Source organism: Pseudomonas sp. NBRC 111127, from assembly GCF_001320345.1.
GTDB lineage: Bacteria > Pseudomonadota > Gammaproteobacteria > Pseudomonadales > Pseudomonadaceae > Aquipseudomonas > Aquipseudomonas juntendi.
Window position 1 is genome coordinate 13,014 of sequence record NZ_BCBD01000062.1, and the last position, 16,233, is coordinate 29,246.

A 16,233-nucleotide genomic window follows, 5' to 3' on the forward strand; every position below is an offset into this window, starting at 1 on the left:
GCGCCCACGGCGCGCCGTCCAATGCTACAGAATGCCTGTCACTGCTGCCCGGCGACCTCGACGGGCATTTATTGCAAAGTGTGTTGCTCGACAAACACTTGCGGCTCCATGCCTTCGCGGCTGACCAGGCGATTCAGTTCGACCATGGGCAGTCGCACGCTCAGCAGGCTGCGCCCTTCTTCATCATGCTCTTCACTCTGCACCGCACCCAAGGCAAAGAATTGCGCGCGCAAGCGGGCAAAACGCTGCTCCAGGCAAAGGGTACCGACAAACAGATCTTCCCCCAGCAACTCGGCAATCGCCTGGCCGACCAGCTCCAGGCCACGCCCATCGCGTGCCGATACCCAGACCCGTTCCGGCTTGCCATCGGCATTGCGCTGGATCTGCGGCTCGACATCTTCGAGCAGGTCGAGTTTGTTATACACCTCGAGGATCGGCAAGCCTTCGGCGCCAATCTCGCCCAATACCGCCAGCACTTGCTCGATCTGTTCCATGCGCTCGGGCTCATGGGCATCGATCACATGCAGCAACAGGTCGGAGTTGCTCGACTCTTCGAGCGTAGCGCGAAATGCCTCGACCAGCTTGTGCGGCAAATGGCGAATGAAGCCCACGGTGTCGGCCAGCACGATCGGGCCAAGGTCGTTGAGCTCGAGCCGGCGCAAGGTCGGGTCGAGGGTAGCGAACAGCTGGTCCGCGGCGTACACCTCGGATTCGGTCAGGGCGTTGAACAGCGTGGACTTGCCGGCGTTGGTGTAACCCACCAGCGACACCGAAGGGATGTCTGCACGCTTGCGCCCGCGCCGTGCCTGCTCGCGCTGGCTACGGACCTTTTCCAGGCGCGACTTGATCTGGCGGATGCGCACGCGCAACAGGCGCCGGTCGGTTTCCAGCTGGGTTTCACCCGGGCCGCGCAGGCCGATACCACCTTTTTGCCGCTCCAGGTGAGTCCAGCCACGCACCAACCGCGTGCTCATGTGCTCCAGCTGGGCCAGTTCGACCTGCAGCTTGCCTTCATGGGTACGCGCCCGTTGGGCGAAGATATCGAGGATCAGCCCGGTGCGGTCGAGCACACGACACTCGAACACACGTTCAAGGTTGCGCTCCTGGCTGGGCGTGAGGGTGTGATTGAAAATCACCAGGTCTACCTGTTCGGCATGGACCAGGTCGTGCAGCTCTTCGACCTTGCCACTGCCAATCAGGTATTTGGCGGAAGGCTGATGCCTTGTCACCGTGACCAGCGAAATGATGTCGGCACCGGCCGACAATGCCAGTTCCTGAAACTCCTGCGGGTCTTCGCGCGCCTCAGGGTTCTGACCTTCCAAGTGAACGAGCAACGCCCGCTCACCACCACCGTGGCGCTCAAAGAACAATGCAGGCTCCTATCAGGCGTTGCCTGGCTCGCTGTCACCGTGCTCGGAATCGGACGGGCTTGGCAGGCGAACCGGACGGGCTGGCACCACGGTCGAAATGGCGTGCTTGTAGACCATCTGGCTCACGGTGTTCTTCAGCAGTACCACGAACTGGTCGAACGACTCGATCGAACCCTGCAGCTTGATGCCGTTGACCAGGTAAATGGAAACCGGGACCTTCTCTTTTCTCAAAGTGTTCAGGTAAGGGTCTTGTAGCGAATGCCCTTTTGACATATGCCGCACTCCTGTAAGGATAAATAATAGAAAATCAATGAAATCGATAAATTAGGCCGCCCCTTCGCAAGAATAGACGGCAATCAGCAGGGACTCAGCTCAATATGGAGATGGGCCCCAGGTATTTCAAGGTGCGGGACAGATTGTCGCAGGCCAGGCTGTCTAGCCAGTGTACGTCAGGCCAGCCACGCAACCAGGTGAACTGCCGTTTGGCCAGCTGCCGGGTCGCGATGATACCGCGTTCACGCATTTCACTCTCTGACAGCTTGCCGTCCAGGTAATCCCAGACTTGCCGATACCCCACTGCCCGTATAGACGGTAACCCGGCGTGCAAGTCACTTCTGGCTCGCAGTGATCGGACCTCGTCGATAAAGCCCTGTTCCAGCATCTGCGAAAATCGTAACGCAATTCGCTGATGCAAAATGTGACGATCTGTAGGAGCAATCGCCAAGCTGGCGACAGTATAGGGCAAATGCCCGCCAGCGCCTGCGTCTGCGCCGCGACTTTCAGCGAATTGACGTTGCCGGTGAGCCGTCATGCTCTCACCGCTCACCCGGTAGACCTCCAGGGCGCGGATCAACCGCTGCGGGTCGTTGGGGTGAATGCGCGCCGCCGACACCGGGTCGACCTCGGCCAGTTGGCGGTGCAACTCGCCCAGCCCCAAGGCCGCCGCCTGGGCTTCAAGCTCGGCACGCACACCCGCATCGGCCGCTGGCATGTCGGCAAGGCCGTCGACCAACGCCTTGTAATACAGCATGGTACCGCCGACCAGCAGCGGAATTTTGCCGCGCCCGCTGATCTCGGCCATGGCCTGCAGTGCGTCGGTGCGAAACTGCGCGGCCGAGTAGCTTTCGGCCGGGTCACGGATGTCGATCAAGCGATGCGGGTGGGCGGCAAGGACTGCTTTCGACGGTTTGGCCGAGCCGATGTCCATGCCGCGGTAGATCAGCGCCGAATCAACGCTGATCAGCTCGCACGGCAGCACGTTGGTCAGTTCGATGGCCAGGTCGGTCTTGCCGGCGGCCGTCGGACCCATGAGGAATATCGCTGGGGGCTTGCCGCTCATTTCATCGACCGCGCAGGAAAAGTTTGTCCAGGTCGTCCAGGCCCATCTGGGTCCAGGTGGGACGGCCGTGGTTGCACTGGCCGCTGCGCTCGGTGTTTTCCATATCGCGCAGCAGGGCGTTCATCTCGGGAATGGCCAGGCGCCGGTTGGCGCGTACCGCGCCGTGGCAGGCCATGGTGCCGAGCAGCTCGTTGAGGTGGGCCTGAATACGGTCGCTGGTGCCGTATTCCATCAGGTCGGCCAGCACATCCTGCACCAGGCGGTTGGCCTCGGCCTGCTTGAGCAAGGCCGGGATCTGGCGGATGGCCAGGGTTTCCGGGCCCAGGCGCTGTAGTTCGAAGCCCAGGCGCTGGAACCACTGCGCGTGCTCTTCGGCGCAGTCGGCTTCGCGCTGGCTCAGGGCCAGGGTTTCCGGCACCAGCAGCGGCTGGCCGCTGAGGCCCTCGCTGGCCATGGCTACCTTCAGGCGCTCGTACATGATGCGCTCGTGAGCGGCGTGCATGTCGACCAGCACCAGGCCGACAGCGTTCTCGGCCAGGATGTAGATACCCTTCAGCTGCGCCAGCGCGTAACCCAGCGGCGGAATGTCGCCCTGGCTTTCCGGCAGGGTGGCTGCCGGGGCGGCGCCATTGTCCAGCGGTTTGTAAAACTCGCGGTACACCGCCTGCGCCTCGGCCGCCGGCAGCGGTGGCGAGGGCCGCGGGGTGTACTGATACTGGTAACCGGCACCACTGCCGCCATTGCTGGCGGTGTGTTGCGGCGCACGTGGCTGCTCGAGCACAGGCGAAGCAAGGCGCATTTCCCCCTGCGGGCCGAACTCACCGGCCTGCTGGCCAGTGGCGCGCATCGCTTCAGGCACCGCAGCCGGGGCGGCCAGCTGGTCTTCCGGGCGCACATCGGCCAGGGCCCGGTGCAAGGTGCCGTACAGGAAATCGTGCACCGAACGCCCTTCGCGGAAGCGCACCTCATGCTTGGTCGGGTGCACGTTGACATCGACGCCGTTGGGTTCCAGTTCAAGGAACAGCACAAAGGTCGGGTGCCGGCCGTTGAACAGCACGTCACGGTAGGCCTGGCGCACGGCGTGGGCCACCAGCTTGTCGCGCACCGCACGGCCGTTGACGAAGAAGTACTGCAGGTCGGCCTGGCTGCGCGAGAAGGTCGGCAGCCCAACCCAGCCCCACAGGCGCAGGCCGTTGCGCTCGACGTCGATCGGCAGCGCCTGCTCCATGAAGCCCGGGCCGCAGATGGCACCCACCCGCCGCGCACGCGCCACTTCATCATGGGCCTCGTGCAGGCTGAGGATGCTCTTGCCGTTGTGGCGCAAGTGGAAGCCGACATCGAAACGCGCCAACGCCAGGCGCCGGATGACCTCCTGCAGGTGATCGAACTCGGTTTTCTCGGCCTTGAGGAACTTGCGCCGCGCCGGGGTATTGAAGAACAGGTCACGCACTTCGACCGAAGTACCCACCGGGTGGGCCGCCGGCTGCACCCGCGGGAGCATGTCGCGGCCTTCGGTTTCAACCTGCCAGGCTTCTGTGGCACTGGCGGTACGCGAGGTCAGGGTCAGGCGCGCCACCGAGCTGATCGAGGCCAGGGCTTCGCCACGGAACCCCAGGCTCAATACGCCTTCAAGGTCTTCCAGCTCACGGATCTTGCTGGTGGCGTGACGGGCCAGCGCCAGCGGCAGGTCGTCGGCAGAAATGCCACTGCCATCATCCCGCACCTTCAGCAGCTTGACGCCGCCCTGCTCCACTTCCACATCGATGCGCCGGGCACCGGAGTCCAGGCTGTTTTCCAGCAGTTCCTTGGCGACCGAGGCCGGCCGCTCGACCACCTCGCCAGCGGCGATCTGGTTGGCCAGCCGCGGGCTGAGCAGCTGGATGCGCGAACCACCACTCATTGTGAAGCCAATGTGGTGGCAGGGATATCCAGACGCTGGCCGACCTTCAGCTCATCGGACTTCAGGCTGTTGGTGTTGCGCAAGCTGGCCACACTGACCTGGTAGCGCACCGCCAGCATTGCCAGGGTTTCGCCTGGGCGCACCGTGTGCTCACGTGGGCCGGCGGCAATCTTGCCGGTGTCGCGCAGCCAGGCGATATAGGTGCCAGGCGGCGGGTTCTGCTGGAAGAACTGGCGCACCCCGGTATGAATCGAACGCGCAAGCGCTTGCTGATGGCTGCGACTGGCCAGCTTGGCCGCCTCGCTGGCGTTGGAGATGAACCCGGTCTCTACAAGGATCGACGGAATATCGGGCGACTTCAGCACCATGAAGCCAGCCTGCTCCACACGCTGCTTGTGCAGCGAGGTGATGCGGCCCATGTTGCCCAGCACTTTCTGCCCGACATTCAGGCTGGAGCTGAGCGTGGCCGTCATCGACAGGTCGAGCAGCACACCCGCGAGCATGCGGTCCTTGTCGTCGAGGCTGACGTTGCCGGCGCCCCCGATCAGGTCGGAACGGTTTTCCGTGTCTGCCAGCCAGCGTGCGGTTTCGGAGGTAGCGCCACGGTCGGACAGGGCAAACACCGATGCGCCGAACGCAGCCTTGGACGGCGCGGCGTCGGCGTGGATCGAAACGAACAGGTCGGCGCCCTTCTTGCGGGCGATTTCGGTGCGTTTGCGCAGCGGAATGAAGTAGTCACCGGTGCGGGTCAGTTCGGCGCGGAAGCCCTTTTCCGTGTTGATCTGGCGCTGCAACTCCTGGGCGATCTGCAGCACGATGTCTTTTTCATGCTGGCCGCGCGAGCCGGAAGCACCCGGGTCCTCGCCGCCATGACCGGCGTCGATGGCAATGACGATGTCGCGCTTGCCGCTAGGTACCGGCGGCAGCTTGATGGCTGGCTGGGTCGGCGTGACCGGGACCGCTGGCGTGGTGGCAGGCGTTTGCACCGGGGTCGGTGGTGGGGTTGGCGCCGTGGCCGCGATGGCATCGGCTTCCTGGTCGTACAAGTCGACCACCAGGCGGTTGCCGTACTGGGCATTGGGCGCCAGGGTAAAGCTCTTGGGGGTGACCGACTTCTTCAGGTCAACGACCACACGCAGGTCGGTCGGCGTGCGCTGGGCCGAACGCACGCTGCTGATCGGCGTGTTGGAAGTCGCCACTTTCAATGGCGCCGCCAAGGTCGCGCCATTGATGTCGATAACCAGGCGATCCGGTGCGCTCAAGGTGAAGACGCTGTGCTGCACGGGGCCAGACAGGTCGAAGACCAGCCGCGTGTTGTCTGGCGCGCGCCACAGGCGCACGCTCTTGACTTGAGTGACGGCCAGAGCGTCAACGGTCACCGTTGTCAGCAGCAGCCCAACGATGGCGACCAGTGCGCGTATGCGCATACCTACCCCACTTACTGTTTATAGTGTTTGGCCAGTGCCACGCACCAGGCCTCGCCGCGAGCCCCCTGCGGCGACAGGTTCAGCGAGCGTCCGCCCGCTTGGGGGCTTATGGTAATGGTCAGGTCGGGCTTTGGCAAAACGCCCGCACCCTTTTGTGGCCACTCGAACAGGCACAACGGGTCGCCCTCGAAATAGTCACGAATCCCCATGAACTCCAGCTCCTCCGGATCGACCAGCCGATACAGGTCGAAGTGAAAAGCTCGGACAGCGCCGATCTCGTAGGGTTCGACCACGGTGAACGTCGGGCTTTTCACTGCACCAGTATGGCCCAGGCCACGGATCAGACCACGCGAGAGCGTGGTTTTACCCGCCCCCAGGTCGCCTTCCAGGAAAATGACACCGCGACCACCGGTCACTTCGGCCATCTTTGCACCAAAGTCGACTGTAGCCGCTTCATCGGCCAGAAACAGATTTAAGCCACACACGCAGAATGCTCCTCCAACAACGCTCGAATGACCGGCGCCAGATCGCTGGCCGCCAGGCCCCTGCCTTCAACCCCCAGGCGCTCACCGGCACAGGCGTGAAGCCAGGTACCCAGGCAGCCGGCACTCCAGGCGTCCAGCCCCTGGGCCAGCAACGCCGCCAGCACCCCGGTCAGCACATCGCCCAAGCCCGCGCCGGCCATCGCCGGGTGCCCGCGCTCGCACAGCATCAACTGGCCGGACGGGTGCGCCACCAGGGTACCTGCCCCTTTGAGCAGGCACACACTGTTGTAGCGCCGCGCCAGCTTGCGCGCAGCGCCCGGCCGGTCGGCCTGCACCGCTTCGGTGGAAATGCCCAGCAGCCGCGCCGCTTCCCCGGGGTGAGGGGTGAGAATGCTACCGCTGGGCAGGGCCAATGGGGTGCCTGCCAGCAAATTCAGGGCGTCGGCGTCCCATACCTGCGGGCGCTCGGCGTTCGCCACTGCCGACAACAGGCTCCGGCCCCAGGCAGCCTGCCCAAGGCCGGGGCCCACCACCAGTACCGTGGCGCGCTCCAGCACGCCGACCAACTGGTTGGCCGACTGTACCCCCAGGCACATCACCTCAGGCAGGCGGGCCAGGCTCGCGGGTAGATGTTCGGGCCGGGTCGCCACGCTGACCAGGCCGGCGCCGCAGCGCAAGGCGGCTTCGGCGCTGAGCAGCACAGCGCCACCGGTGCCCAGGTCGCCGCCCACTACCAGCACATGGCCGAAGTCGCCTTTGTGCGCATGCGGGTGCCGTGCCGGCAGGTGTGCGACAGTCACGCTGCTGAGCAGTTGTAGGGTGTTGCCAGGGTGTTTGGTCTGCGGCATGGGGTCAAAGGCTCCAATGTCTGGCAGAATTATACGCACCTGAGCCCGTATTGCCTTGCCCATCCATGCCTGCCTCTACACCTGACCTCGCCCAACTGGCCCAATCGATCAAGATATGGGGCCAGGAACTCGGTTTTGCCCACGTCGGCATCGCCGGGGTCGACCTTGGCGAACACGAACAGCACCTGCAACGCTGGCTAGACGCCGGTTACCAGGGCGAAATGGAGTACCTGGGTGCCCATGGCAGCAAACGGGCGCACCCCGACCAACTGATTCCCGGCACGGTACGCGTGGTCTCGCTGCGCATGGACTACCTGCCCGGCGATACGCAGATGGCGCAACGCCTGGCGCAACCGGAAAAAGCCTACGTATCACGCTACGCCCTGGGCCGTGACTACCACAAGCTGGTGCGCAAGCGCGTGCAATTCCTGGCAGACCGTATCCAGCAAGCCATCGGCCCGTTCGGCTACCGCGCCTTCGTCGACAGTGCCCCAGTGCTGGAGAAGGCCCTGGCCGAGCAGGCCGGGCTGGGCTGGATCGGCAAGAACACCCTGCTGCTCAACCGCAAGGCCGGCAGTTACTTCTTCCTGGCCGAACTGTTCGTTGACCTGCCGTTGCCGGTGGACGAAGCCACCACCAGTGAACATTGCGGGCGTTGCCAGGCGTGCCTGGACATCTGCCCGACCCAGGCGTTCGTCGGGCCCTATGTACTGGACGCGCGGCGTTGCATCTCGTACCTGACCATCGAGCTGAGAGGGCCGATTCCTGTCGAACTGCGCTCGATGATGGGTAACCGTGTATTCGGTTGCGACGACTGCCAGATCGTCTGCCCGTGGAACCGCTTCGCCAAGCACAGCCAGGAGCAGGATTTCCAGCCGCGGCATGGGTTGGAGAATGCCGAGCTGGCCCAGATGTTCCTGTGGGATGAGCGTACTTTCCTGCGCAAGACCGAGGGCGGGCCGCTACGCCGGGCAGGCTATGAGCGGTTCTTGCGCAACCTGGCGGTGGGCTTGGGCAATGCGCCGCCGACGATACCGGTGATCGAGGCGCTGAAGGCGCGGCGCGAGGATGCGTCGGAGCTGGTGCGCGAGCATGTCGAGTGGGCGCTGGCCCGGCACGGCATTCAATAGCCACACGGCCCACTGTGGAAGCGGGCGCGCCCGCGAATTTGGCAACTCGGTGGATGCACCGGCTGCGCCGGTGTTCGCGGGCATGCCCGCTCCTACAGGGACCGCGCCGGGCCTGGGGCAGGTTTACTGCTGGTGGGAGCGGGCGCGCCCGCGAAGCAGGCAACGCGGTGGGTGGCACCGGCTGCGCCGGTGTTCGCGGGCATGCCCGCTCCTACAGGGACCGCGCCGGGCTTGGGGCAGGTTTACTGCTGGCGGGAGCGGGCGCGCCCGCGAAGTAGGCAACTCGGTGGCTGGCACCGGCTGCGCCGGTGTTCGCGGGCATGCCCGCTCCTAAAGGGACCGCGCCGGGCTTGGGGCAGGTTTACTGCTGGTGGGAGCGGGCGCGCCCGCGAAGCAGGCAACTCGGTGGCTGGCACCGGCTGCGCCGGTGTTCGCGGGCATGCCCGCTCCTACAGGGACCGCGCCGGGCTTGGGGCAGGTTTACTGCTGGTCGTTGTAGTGGAACTTGGGCATTTCCCAATGGAAACGAATCGCCAGCAAGCGCACCAGGAACCCACCAAAGAGGGTCAGCAGCATCGCCTGCTCCGCCGGCACCTTGAAATACACGCAGCCGAGGTAGAACCACGCCGCGGCGAACGACACGCTGGCGTAAAGCTCGCGGCGGAACACCAGCGGGATGTCGTTGCAGAAGATATCGCGCAAGATCCCACCGAACACCCCCGTGATCACCCCGCTGATCGAAGCCACCAGCATGCCCTGCCCCATTTCCAGCGCCGTCATGCAGCCAATCAGGGTAAACGCCACCAGCCCCAGTGCGTCTAGCACCAGGAACAGCGAGCGCAGGCGGCGCATCATTGGCGCGATGAAAATGGTCAACAGGGCAGCAAAGCTGGTCAACACCAGGTACTCAGGGTGTTTCACCCAGGTCAGCGGGTAGTGCCCGAGCAACACATCGCGCACCGACCCGCCACCCAGGGCGGTAACACAGGCGATCAGCACCACGCCGAACCAGTCCATGCCGCGACGCCCCGCAGACAACGCACCGGTCATGGCTTCGGCAGTGATGGCAATGAGGTAGAGCATCAGCAACATGGTGCGGGTCCGTGCGGGAAAGGCGCGCAGTCTAACCAGTTGCCCAAGGCACCAAAAGGGGGCGCAGCCAGAATATCTGCGCCGTAACGGTTCACACCTTGATGAAATGTTCGCGGTAGTGGCGCAACTCGGCAATCGATTCGCGAATGTCGTCCAGCGCCAGGTGCGTATTGCCCTTCTTGAAACTGTCACGCACGTCCGGGGCCCAGCGCGCTGCCAGTTCTTTCAGCGTCGAGACATCCAGGTTGCGGTAGTGGAAGTAGTTTTCCAGGTTGCGCATGTGCCGGTAGAGGAAGCGACGGTCCTGGCAGATGCTGTTGCCGCAGATCGGCGATTTGCCTTTGGGCACCCACTGTTCGAGGAATGCAATGGTCTGGGCCTCGGCCTCGGCCATGCCGATCTTGCTGTCGCGCACACGCTGGGTCAGGCCAGACGCGCCATGGGTGCGGGTGTTCCACTCGTCCATGCGGGCCAGTACTTCATCGCTGTGGTGGATGGCGATCACCGGGCCTTCGGCCAGGGTGTTCAGCTCGCTGTCGGTGACAATGGTGGCCATTTCGATGATGACGTCGCTGTCCGGATCGAGGCCGGTCATTTCCAGGTCGATCCAGATCAGGTTCTGTGGGTTTTGCATGCAGAAGCTCCTCATATAGCCCGTCATATTAGCCTAGTGGCCCAGCCACGCCCATTCACCGCCACAAGGTAAGGGCAATGGTGCAACGCCTGGCGTGCTAAACTGGCTGCCGTTTTCAATGCCCTGACCCGGGCCCTTCTCACGGAATGTTCATGGCCAAACGCCAGCTCAATCGCCGCCAGAACTGGCGCATCGAAAAAATCCAGGGCGAGCGTGCTGCTCGCGCGGCCAAACGCGAGCAGCATGTGCTGCAGGAACTGGAAGGTGGCGACCTGGGGCCGGAACAACTGGGCCTGGTGATTGCCCACTTTGGCGTGCAGGTCGAGGTGGAGGCCCAGGATGGCGACGTTGCAGGCCAGGTGTTCCGCTGCCACTTGCGCGCCAACCTGCCAGCACTGGTCACTGGCGACCGCGTGGTATGGCGTGCAGGCAACCAGGGCATAGGCGTGATCGTGGCGCAGATGCCACGCAGCACCGAACTGTGCCGGCCAAACAACCATGGCCAGTTGAAACCGGTCGCAGCCAACGTCGACCTCATCGTGATCGTGTTTGCCCCGGCCCCGGAACCGCACCCGAACCTGATCGACCGTTACCTGGTCGCTGCCGAGCATGCAGGCCTGCGCCCGCTGCTGCTGCTGAACAAGGCCGACCTGATCAACGCCGAGAACGGCCCCGGCCTGCAGGCGCTGCTGGAGGTCTACCGCGAGCTGGGCTACCCGCTGCTGGAGGTATCTGCCCACCACGGTGATGGCATGCAACGCCTGCAGCAGCAACTTGACGGGCACATCAGCGTGTTCGTCGGCCAGTCGGGTGTGGGCAAGTCTTCGCTGGTCAACAGCCTGCTGCCAGAGGCCGGCACCCGCGTCGGCGACCTGTCGGAATGGTCGGGCCAGGGCACCCACACCACCACCACCGCGCGGCTGTACCATTTCCCCAATGGCGGCGACCTTATCGACTCGCCGGGCATCCGCGAATTCGGCCTTGGCCACGTCAGCCGCAGCGATGTGGAGGATGGCTTCATCGAGTTCCGCGACCTGTTCGGCACCTGCCGCTTCCGCGATTGCAAACATGACCGCGAGCCAGGCTGCGCGTTGCTCAAGGCGCTGGACGATGGCCGGATCTCGCAGCAACGCATGAACAGCTACCGCTCGATCATCGCCAGCCTGACGGAAGACAGCTACTGACCAGGCTGTAAGCCTTCCTCCGCGCTGAGGCCCACCTGCACGGCCCTGCAAAACGCCGTGCAAGGTTCCGCGGGGCCTACTGCTCCTTGCTCTCGTCCATCTTCAGCGTGCCATCCTCGAAGATGTTCAGCTTCTGGCGCAGTTCACGTGGTTGCATCGGCGCCTGATCGGCCCCGGCACCGGGCGCCGCGCCACTGGCCGGCGGGGCCGCAGGCGGGGCTGCCGGCGCTTGCGGTGCACCCTGTTCGCCCTGCTCACCCTCGATGTTGCGCTGGGCCTTCTTGGTCAGCACGATGATGTCGATGCGGCGGTTTACCGGGTTGAACGGGTTCTTGCGGTCGAACAGCGATGACGATGCATACCCCACCACCCGAGCCACCTGGCCGTCCGGGTACCCACCTGCCACCAATGCCCGGCGTGCGGCATTGGCGCGGTTGGCCGACAGCTCCCAGTTGCCGAACTCGCCAGTGCCGGCATACGGTTTGGCGTCGGTGTGGCCACTGATGCTGATCTTGTTGGGCACTGCCTTGATGGTATCGGCCATGGCCAACAGAATGTCTTCGAAATATGGCTGCAGGCGCGCACTGCCGATATCGAACATCGGACGGTTCTCGGCGTCCATGATCTGGATACGCAGGCCATCCTGGGTGATCTCGAACAGGATCTGGTCCTTGAACTTCTGCAGTTGCGGGTTCTCTTCGACCTTGTTCTGCAGCTCCTGCAACAGCAATTCAAGGCGCTCGCGCTCGACCTGCTCGGCCATGGTCTCCACCTGGTCCTTGTCCAGCTGGGTGGGCGACGGCTGCGTCGGCTCGGTTTTCACTTCCGGGTTGATGGTTTTGTCCGGCGCCATTTCGGGGGAACCACCCAGGTCGATGACGTAGGGCGTACCACTTTCGGAGAACCCGATCGGGTCCTGGAAGTAACCGGCAATGGCGATCTTTTGCTCAGGCGTGGCCGTGGACAACAGCCACAGCACCAGGAAGAACGCCATCATCGCCGTGGCGAAGTCGGCAAAGGCGATTTTCCAGGCGCCACCGTGGTGGCCGCCGCCAAAGCGCTTGACGCGCTTGACGATGATGGGCTGATTGTTCTCCATGAATCAGCGACCGCGAACCGCTTGTTCCAGCTCGGCGAAGCTTGGGCGGTGCTTGGGGTACAGCACCTTGCGCCCGAACTCGACCGCCAGCGACGGCGGCATGCCCGAAGCCGAGGCCACCAGCGATGCCTTGATCGACTCGTACAGGTTCAGCTCTTCCTTGGCGTCGTGCTCCAGGCACTTGGCCAGCGGGCCGAAGAAGCCGTAGGCCGCGAGAATACCGAAGAACGTACCGACCAGCGCCGCACCCACGTGCATGCCGATGGCCGCCTGGTCCCCATCGCCCAGCGAGGCCATGGTCACCACGATACCCAGCACCGCCGCTACGATACCGAAGCCGGGCATGCCATCGGCGATGCCGGTCACCGCATGGGACGGGTGCTCAAGCTCTTCCTTCATGCTCAGCAGCTCCATGTCGAACAGGCCCTCGAGCTCGTGCGGGGCCATGTTGCCGGTAGACATGATGCGCAGGTAGTCGCAGACGAACGCGGTCATGCGCTCATCGGCCAGTACCGTGGGGTACTTGGCGAAAATCGGGCTGGCGGCGGCGTCTTCGATGTCGGCCTCGATGGCCATCATGCCTTCGCGACGGCTCTTGTTGAGGATTTCGTACACCAGCCCCAGCACTTCAAGGTAGAACGCATGGCTGAAGCGCGAGCCGAACATCTTCATCGACTTCTTGATGACGTGCATGGTCATGTAGCCAGGGTTGGCCTGCAGGAATGCACCAAAGGCCGCACCGCCGATGATCAGTACTTCGAACGGCTGGATCAGCGCCGCGATCTTGCCGTGGGAAAGCACGTAGCCGCCGAGCACGCTCGCGAATACGACGATGATGCCGATAATTTTAGCCATAGGTTCAAAGCACTTGCTGTCGTGGTCAGGGGAAGAGACGAGAGCTGTAAAACTCTTCTTCTACTTATCGGCAGAACTGCGCCAGACTATAGCCACACAATGCGAAAAGCCAGTTCGGACTGATGTCAAAATGCCAATTGAAACCAAGGTGCCCGCTCAGGCTCCGCGAACGCTAGAGGCCTGGGTCAAGCTGCTCGAGAGTGTTCGCATCCCGGTGCCGAAGCACAGCTACGACCGGGTCATGGCGGCCATCCACGATAGCCGCCGCTCGCTGCGCGACATCGCCGAACTGATGCAAGATAGCCCGGCGCTGGTGTTGTCGGTGATGCGTGAGGCCAACCACGCCACCAACGCCAGCATGGCCGAACCGGCCGAAAGCCTTGAAGTGGCCCTCAACCGGCTCGGCCTGGAGCGCAGCGAGCTGTTGCTCAAGCGCCTGCCGGCAGTGCCTGTTGAAGAAATCCCGCCGGTTCTGTGCCAGTTCCAGATGATCAGCCAGCACGCAGCGCAGCAGGCCAGCGGCCTGTTCGCCAGCCGCCTGGCGCGGCTGTGGCAGGAAATCCACTGGGGTAGCCTGCTGTTCCTGTCGCCCCTCTGGCCGCTGGCACTGGCCTACCCGAAGCTGCTCGACACTTGGGAGCTGCGGGTGATCCACAAGGGTGAAGAGGCCGCCCATGTCGAGGAAGAACTGTTTGGCGTGCGCATAATGGCGCTGTGCCAGACCATGGCCGAATACTGGCGCCTGCCGCAATGGGTGACCCAGGGTTACCGCCTGCTGCTGGAAGAGCGCGAGCAACTGGCCCAGGTGCTGAGCATCGCCCGCGACGAAGACCTGCTCAGCCAGCAACACCGCCTGGACGCAGAGCCCGGCCTGCGGCGCTGGTTCAACCAGCCGGCCAATACCGTATTGCTGGCCAACAATCTGGCCCTGGCGGCGCAGGTCGGCTGGGACAACCCGCACTTGTTACGCTGGCAGCTGCTGACCGCCCTGTACCTGCAGACTTCGCTGGAAGACGTGCAGCAGCAAGTTCACCAGCAGGCGGCCGCCAGCGCCCGTCGCCATGCCCGGCATGCACTGTTCCACCCGGCCGAGGCGCTGATATGGCCGTGGCACCAGCGCCGCCCGCACCCAGACATGCTGGCGGTGCCACCGCCCAGCAGTGAAGAGCTGGCGCGCTGGCGCACACTGTGCCAGCACCTGCTGACGCAACCCAGCCCGTTCACCAATACCGTGCATTTGGCCACCCAGGCACAAGAGGCCCTGCTGGCCTGCGGCATGCAACGCATCATGCTGCTGAGCCTGGACAAGAGCACCGACACCCTGCGCGTGCAGCAGACCGCCGGCTTGCCTAAGGAGGCCGCGGGCCTGGCCCTGCAGGCGGCGCAGAACAAACTGCTGCAAAAACTGATGAGCCAGGCCGGGCAACTGCGCATCACCCCGCAGAACCACAGCCAGTTCGCCGCGCTGCTGCCAGCCCCGCTGCGCGCCTTGTTCCGCAGTGAGCACGTGCTGCTGCGCTCGCTGGCGGTGAACGATCAGGTGCTCATGCTGCTGGTGGCCGACCAGGCTTGCAGGCCCATGGCCGACATCAGCGTGCAAGCCTTCGGCAAAACCGTGCAATGCATCGAGCGGGCACTGTCGCTGTTCGCCAACCGCAAAGCCTGAGCCTTGCGCTACAATCGCTCCTCTTTCCACTCTGGAGACCGTGGATGACCGACTTTTCCGGCCTGCCCCTGGTGATCGAAGCTGCAGACCTGCTGCCGCGCCTGGATTCACCGCAGTTGATCCTGGTCGACCTGAGCAGCGCCAACCGCTATGTCAGCGGGCATATCCCCGGCGCCCGCTTTGTCGAGGGCAAACGCACCCAGCTCGGCCAGCCACCCGCCCCTGGTCTGCTGCCGCCCCTGGGCGAACTGGAAAAACTGTTCAGCGAACTCGGCCACCGTGATGATGCCGTCTACGTGGTGTATGACGATGAAGGCGGTGGTTGGGCGGGGCGTTTCATCTGGCTGCTCGACGTGATCGGCCACACGCGCTACCACTACCTCAATGGCGGTATCCAGGCCTGGCCAGCCGACAAGCTGTCCACCGAAGTGCCTGCACCCAGTACCGCCCCGGTGCACCTGCACCTCGACACTGCACCTACAGCCACCCGTGAGTACCTGCAAAGCCGGCTGGGCGCCGATGACCTGGTGATCTGGGACGCCCGCGCCCCACAGGAATTCAACGGCGAAAAAGTGTTGTCGGCCAAAGGCGGTCACATCCCTGGTGCGGTCAACTTCGAGTGGACCGCCGGCATGGACCTCAACGACCACCTGCGCATCCGCAAGGATATCGCCGAAGTGTTGCAAAGCCTGGGCATCACCCCCGACAAGGAGGTGGTTACCCATTGCCAGTCCCACCGCCGCTCCGGTTTCACCTATTTGGTGGCCAAAGCCCTCGGCTACCCACGCGTCAAGGCTTATGCCGGCTCGTGGAGCGAATGGGGCAACCACCCGGACACGCCTGTAGAAGTTTAAGGAACCTGCATGAAATCCCGTCTGTTCATCATCAGCCAGTACCTGCTGCCGCACCACCTGCTGTCGCGGTTGGCCGGCTGTGTCGCCGAGTGCCGCGTGCGCTGGTTCAAGAACGCCTTCACCGCCTGGTTCGCCAAGCGCTACCAGGTCGACATGAGCCAGGCGCTGGTCGAAGACCTGAGCGCCTACGAGCACTTCAACGCATTCTTCACCCGCGCCCTGAAGCCGGGCGCCCGCCCGCTGGATGAAACCCCAGGCGCCATCCTGTGCCCCGCCGACGGCGCCGTGAGCCAGCTTGGCCCGATCGAGCATGGCCGCATCTTCCAGGCCAAAGGCCACGGTTTCAGCGC

At 64.0% G+C, this 16,233-nt stretch carries 16 protein-coding genes; 5 read left to right on the forward strand and 11 right to left on the reverse strand.

Annotated features, from left to right (window positions below):
* Positions 1–68: 68 nt before the first annotated feature.
* From hflX to APH30_RS13515, 7 genes are all read right to left on the reverse strand, one after another.
* The gene (hflX, locus tag APH30_RS13485) at positions 69–1,370 is read right to left on the reverse strand and encodes a ribosome rescue GTPase HflX (protein ID WP_009681305.1); all 1,302 of its coding nucleotides are present in this window, start codon (positions 1,368–1,370) and stop codon (positions 69–71) included.
* A 12-nt stretch (positions 1,371–1,382) separates the two neighbouring features.
* Positions 1,383–1,643 carry an RNA chaperone Hfq gene (hfq, locus tag APH30_RS13490; protein ID WP_003258160.1) on the reverse strand — a complete coding sequence of 87 codons (261 nt, stop codon included), beginning with the start codon at positions 1,641–1,643 and terminating at the stop codon, positions 1,383–1,385.
* A 94-nt stretch (positions 1,644–1,737) separates the two neighbouring features.
* Positions 1,738–2,709, reverse strand: coding sequence for a tRNA (adenosine(37)-N6)-dimethylallyltransferase MiaA (gene miaA / locus APH30_RS13495; RefSeq protein ID WP_054912831.1), 972 nt, complete (start codon positions 2,707–2,709; stop codon positions 1,738–1,740).
* A 1-nt stretch (position 2,710) separates the two neighbouring features.
* A complete protein-coding gene (mutL, locus tag APH30_RS13500) occupies positions 2,711–4,609 on the reverse strand; it encodes a DNA mismatch repair endonuclease MutL (RefSeq protein ID WP_054904836.1) in 1,899 nt (632 codons plus the stop codon).
* Positions 4,606–6,036, reverse strand: a complete 1,431-nt coding sequence (locus APH30_RS13505) for an N-acetylmuramoyl-L-alanine amidase (RefSeq protein ID WP_009681308.1) — start codon at positions 6,034–6,036, stop codon at positions 4,606–4,608. Before APH30_RS13505 ends, mutL begins: the two co-directional genes overlap by 4 nt.
* Positions 6,037–6,047: 11 nt before the next feature.
* Positions 6,048–6,521: a tRNA (adenosine(37)-N6)-threonylcarbamoyltransferase complex ATPase subunit type 1 TsaE gene (gene tsaE, locus APH30_RS13510; protein ID WP_009681309.1), complete on the reverse strand. Its 474-nt coding sequence runs from the start codon at positions 6,519–6,521 to the stop codon at positions 6,048–6,050.
* The gene (locus APH30_RS13515) at positions 6,509–7,369 is read right to left on the reverse strand and encodes an NAD(P)H-hydrate dehydratase (RefSeq protein WP_009681310.1); all 861 of its coding nucleotides are present in this window, start codon (positions 7,367–7,369) and stop codon (positions 6,509–6,511) included. Before APH30_RS13515 ends, tsaE begins: the two co-directional genes overlap by 13 nt.
* Before the next feature lie 65 nt (positions 7,370–7,434).
* Here APH30_RS13515 and queG point away from each other — a divergent pair, with 65 nt between their 5' ends.
* The gene (gene queG / locus APH30_RS13520) at positions 7,435–8,499 is read left to right on the forward strand and encodes a tRNA epoxyqueuosine(34) reductase QueG (RefSeq protein ID WP_054904838.1); all 1,065 of its coding nucleotides are present in this window, start codon (positions 7,435–7,437) and stop codon (positions 8,497–8,499) included.
* 480 nt (positions 8,500–8,979) lie between these two features.
* Here queG and APH30_RS13525 read toward each other — a convergent pair whose 3' ends face one another.
* Both APH30_RS13525 and orn read right to left on the reverse strand, forming a co-directional pair.
* The gene (locus tag APH30_RS13525; RefSeq protein ID WP_003249516.1) at positions 8,980–9,591 is read right to left on the reverse strand and encodes a trimeric intracellular cation channel family protein; all 612 of its coding nucleotides are present in this window, start codon (positions 9,589–9,591) and stop codon (positions 8,980–8,982) included.
* Between the two features lie 91 nt (positions 9,592–9,682).
* On the reverse strand, positions 9,683–10,225 hold the full coding sequence (gene orn, locus APH30_RS13530; RefSeq protein ID WP_054912832.1) for an oligoribonuclease: 543 nt from the start codon (positions 10,223–10,225) through the stop codon (positions 9,683–9,685).
* A gap of 152 nt (positions 10,226–10,377) precedes the next feature.
* Here orn and rsgA point away from each other — a divergent pair, with 152 nt between their 5' ends.
* A complete protein-coding gene (gene rsgA / locus APH30_RS13535; RefSeq protein ID WP_009681313.1) occupies positions 10,378–11,409 on the forward strand; it encodes a small ribosomal subunit biogenesis GTPase RsgA in 1,032 nt (343 codons plus the stop codon).
* Between the two features lie 76 nt (positions 11,410–11,485).
* On the opposite strand, the gene motB is transcribed toward rsgA, so the two are convergent.
* Together motB and motA are read right to left on the reverse strand one after the other, a co-directional pair.
* The gene (motB, locus tag APH30_RS13540; RefSeq protein ID WP_054912833.1) at positions 11,486–12,508 is read right to left on the reverse strand and encodes a flagellar motor protein MotB; all 1,023 of its coding nucleotides are present in this window, start codon (positions 12,506–12,508) and stop codon (positions 11,486–11,488) included.
* 3 nt (positions 12,509–12,511) lie between these two features.
* Positions 12,512–13,363, reverse strand: a complete 852-nt coding sequence (gene motA, locus APH30_RS13545; protein ID WP_009681315.1) for a flagellar motor stator protein MotA — start codon at positions 13,361–13,363, stop codon at positions 12,512–12,514.
* Positions 13,364–13,493: 130 nt separating this feature from the next.
* Here motA and APH30_RS13550 point away from each other — a divergent pair, with 130 nt between their 5' ends.
* The 3 genes from APH30_RS13550 to APH30_RS13560 all read left to right on the forward strand — a co-directional run.
* Positions 13,494–15,029 (forward strand): HDOD domain-containing protein, encoded by a 1,536-nt coding sequence (locus tag APH30_RS13550; RefSeq protein ID WP_054912834.1) that lies wholly within the window; start codon positions 13,494–13,496, stop codon positions 15,027–15,029.
* 44 nt (positions 15,030–15,073) lie between these two features.
* Positions 15,074–15,883 carry a rhodanese-like domain-containing protein gene (locus APH30_RS13555; protein WP_009681317.1) on the forward strand — a complete coding sequence of 270 codons (810 nt, stop codon included), beginning with the start codon at positions 15,074–15,076 and terminating at the stop codon, positions 15,881–15,883.
* A 9-nt stretch (positions 15,884–15,892) separates the two neighbouring features.
* A partial coding sequence (locus APH30_RS13560) for a phosphatidylserine decarboxylase (protein WP_177333730.1) occupies positions 15,893–16,233 on the forward strand: 341 nt, incomplete at its 3' end.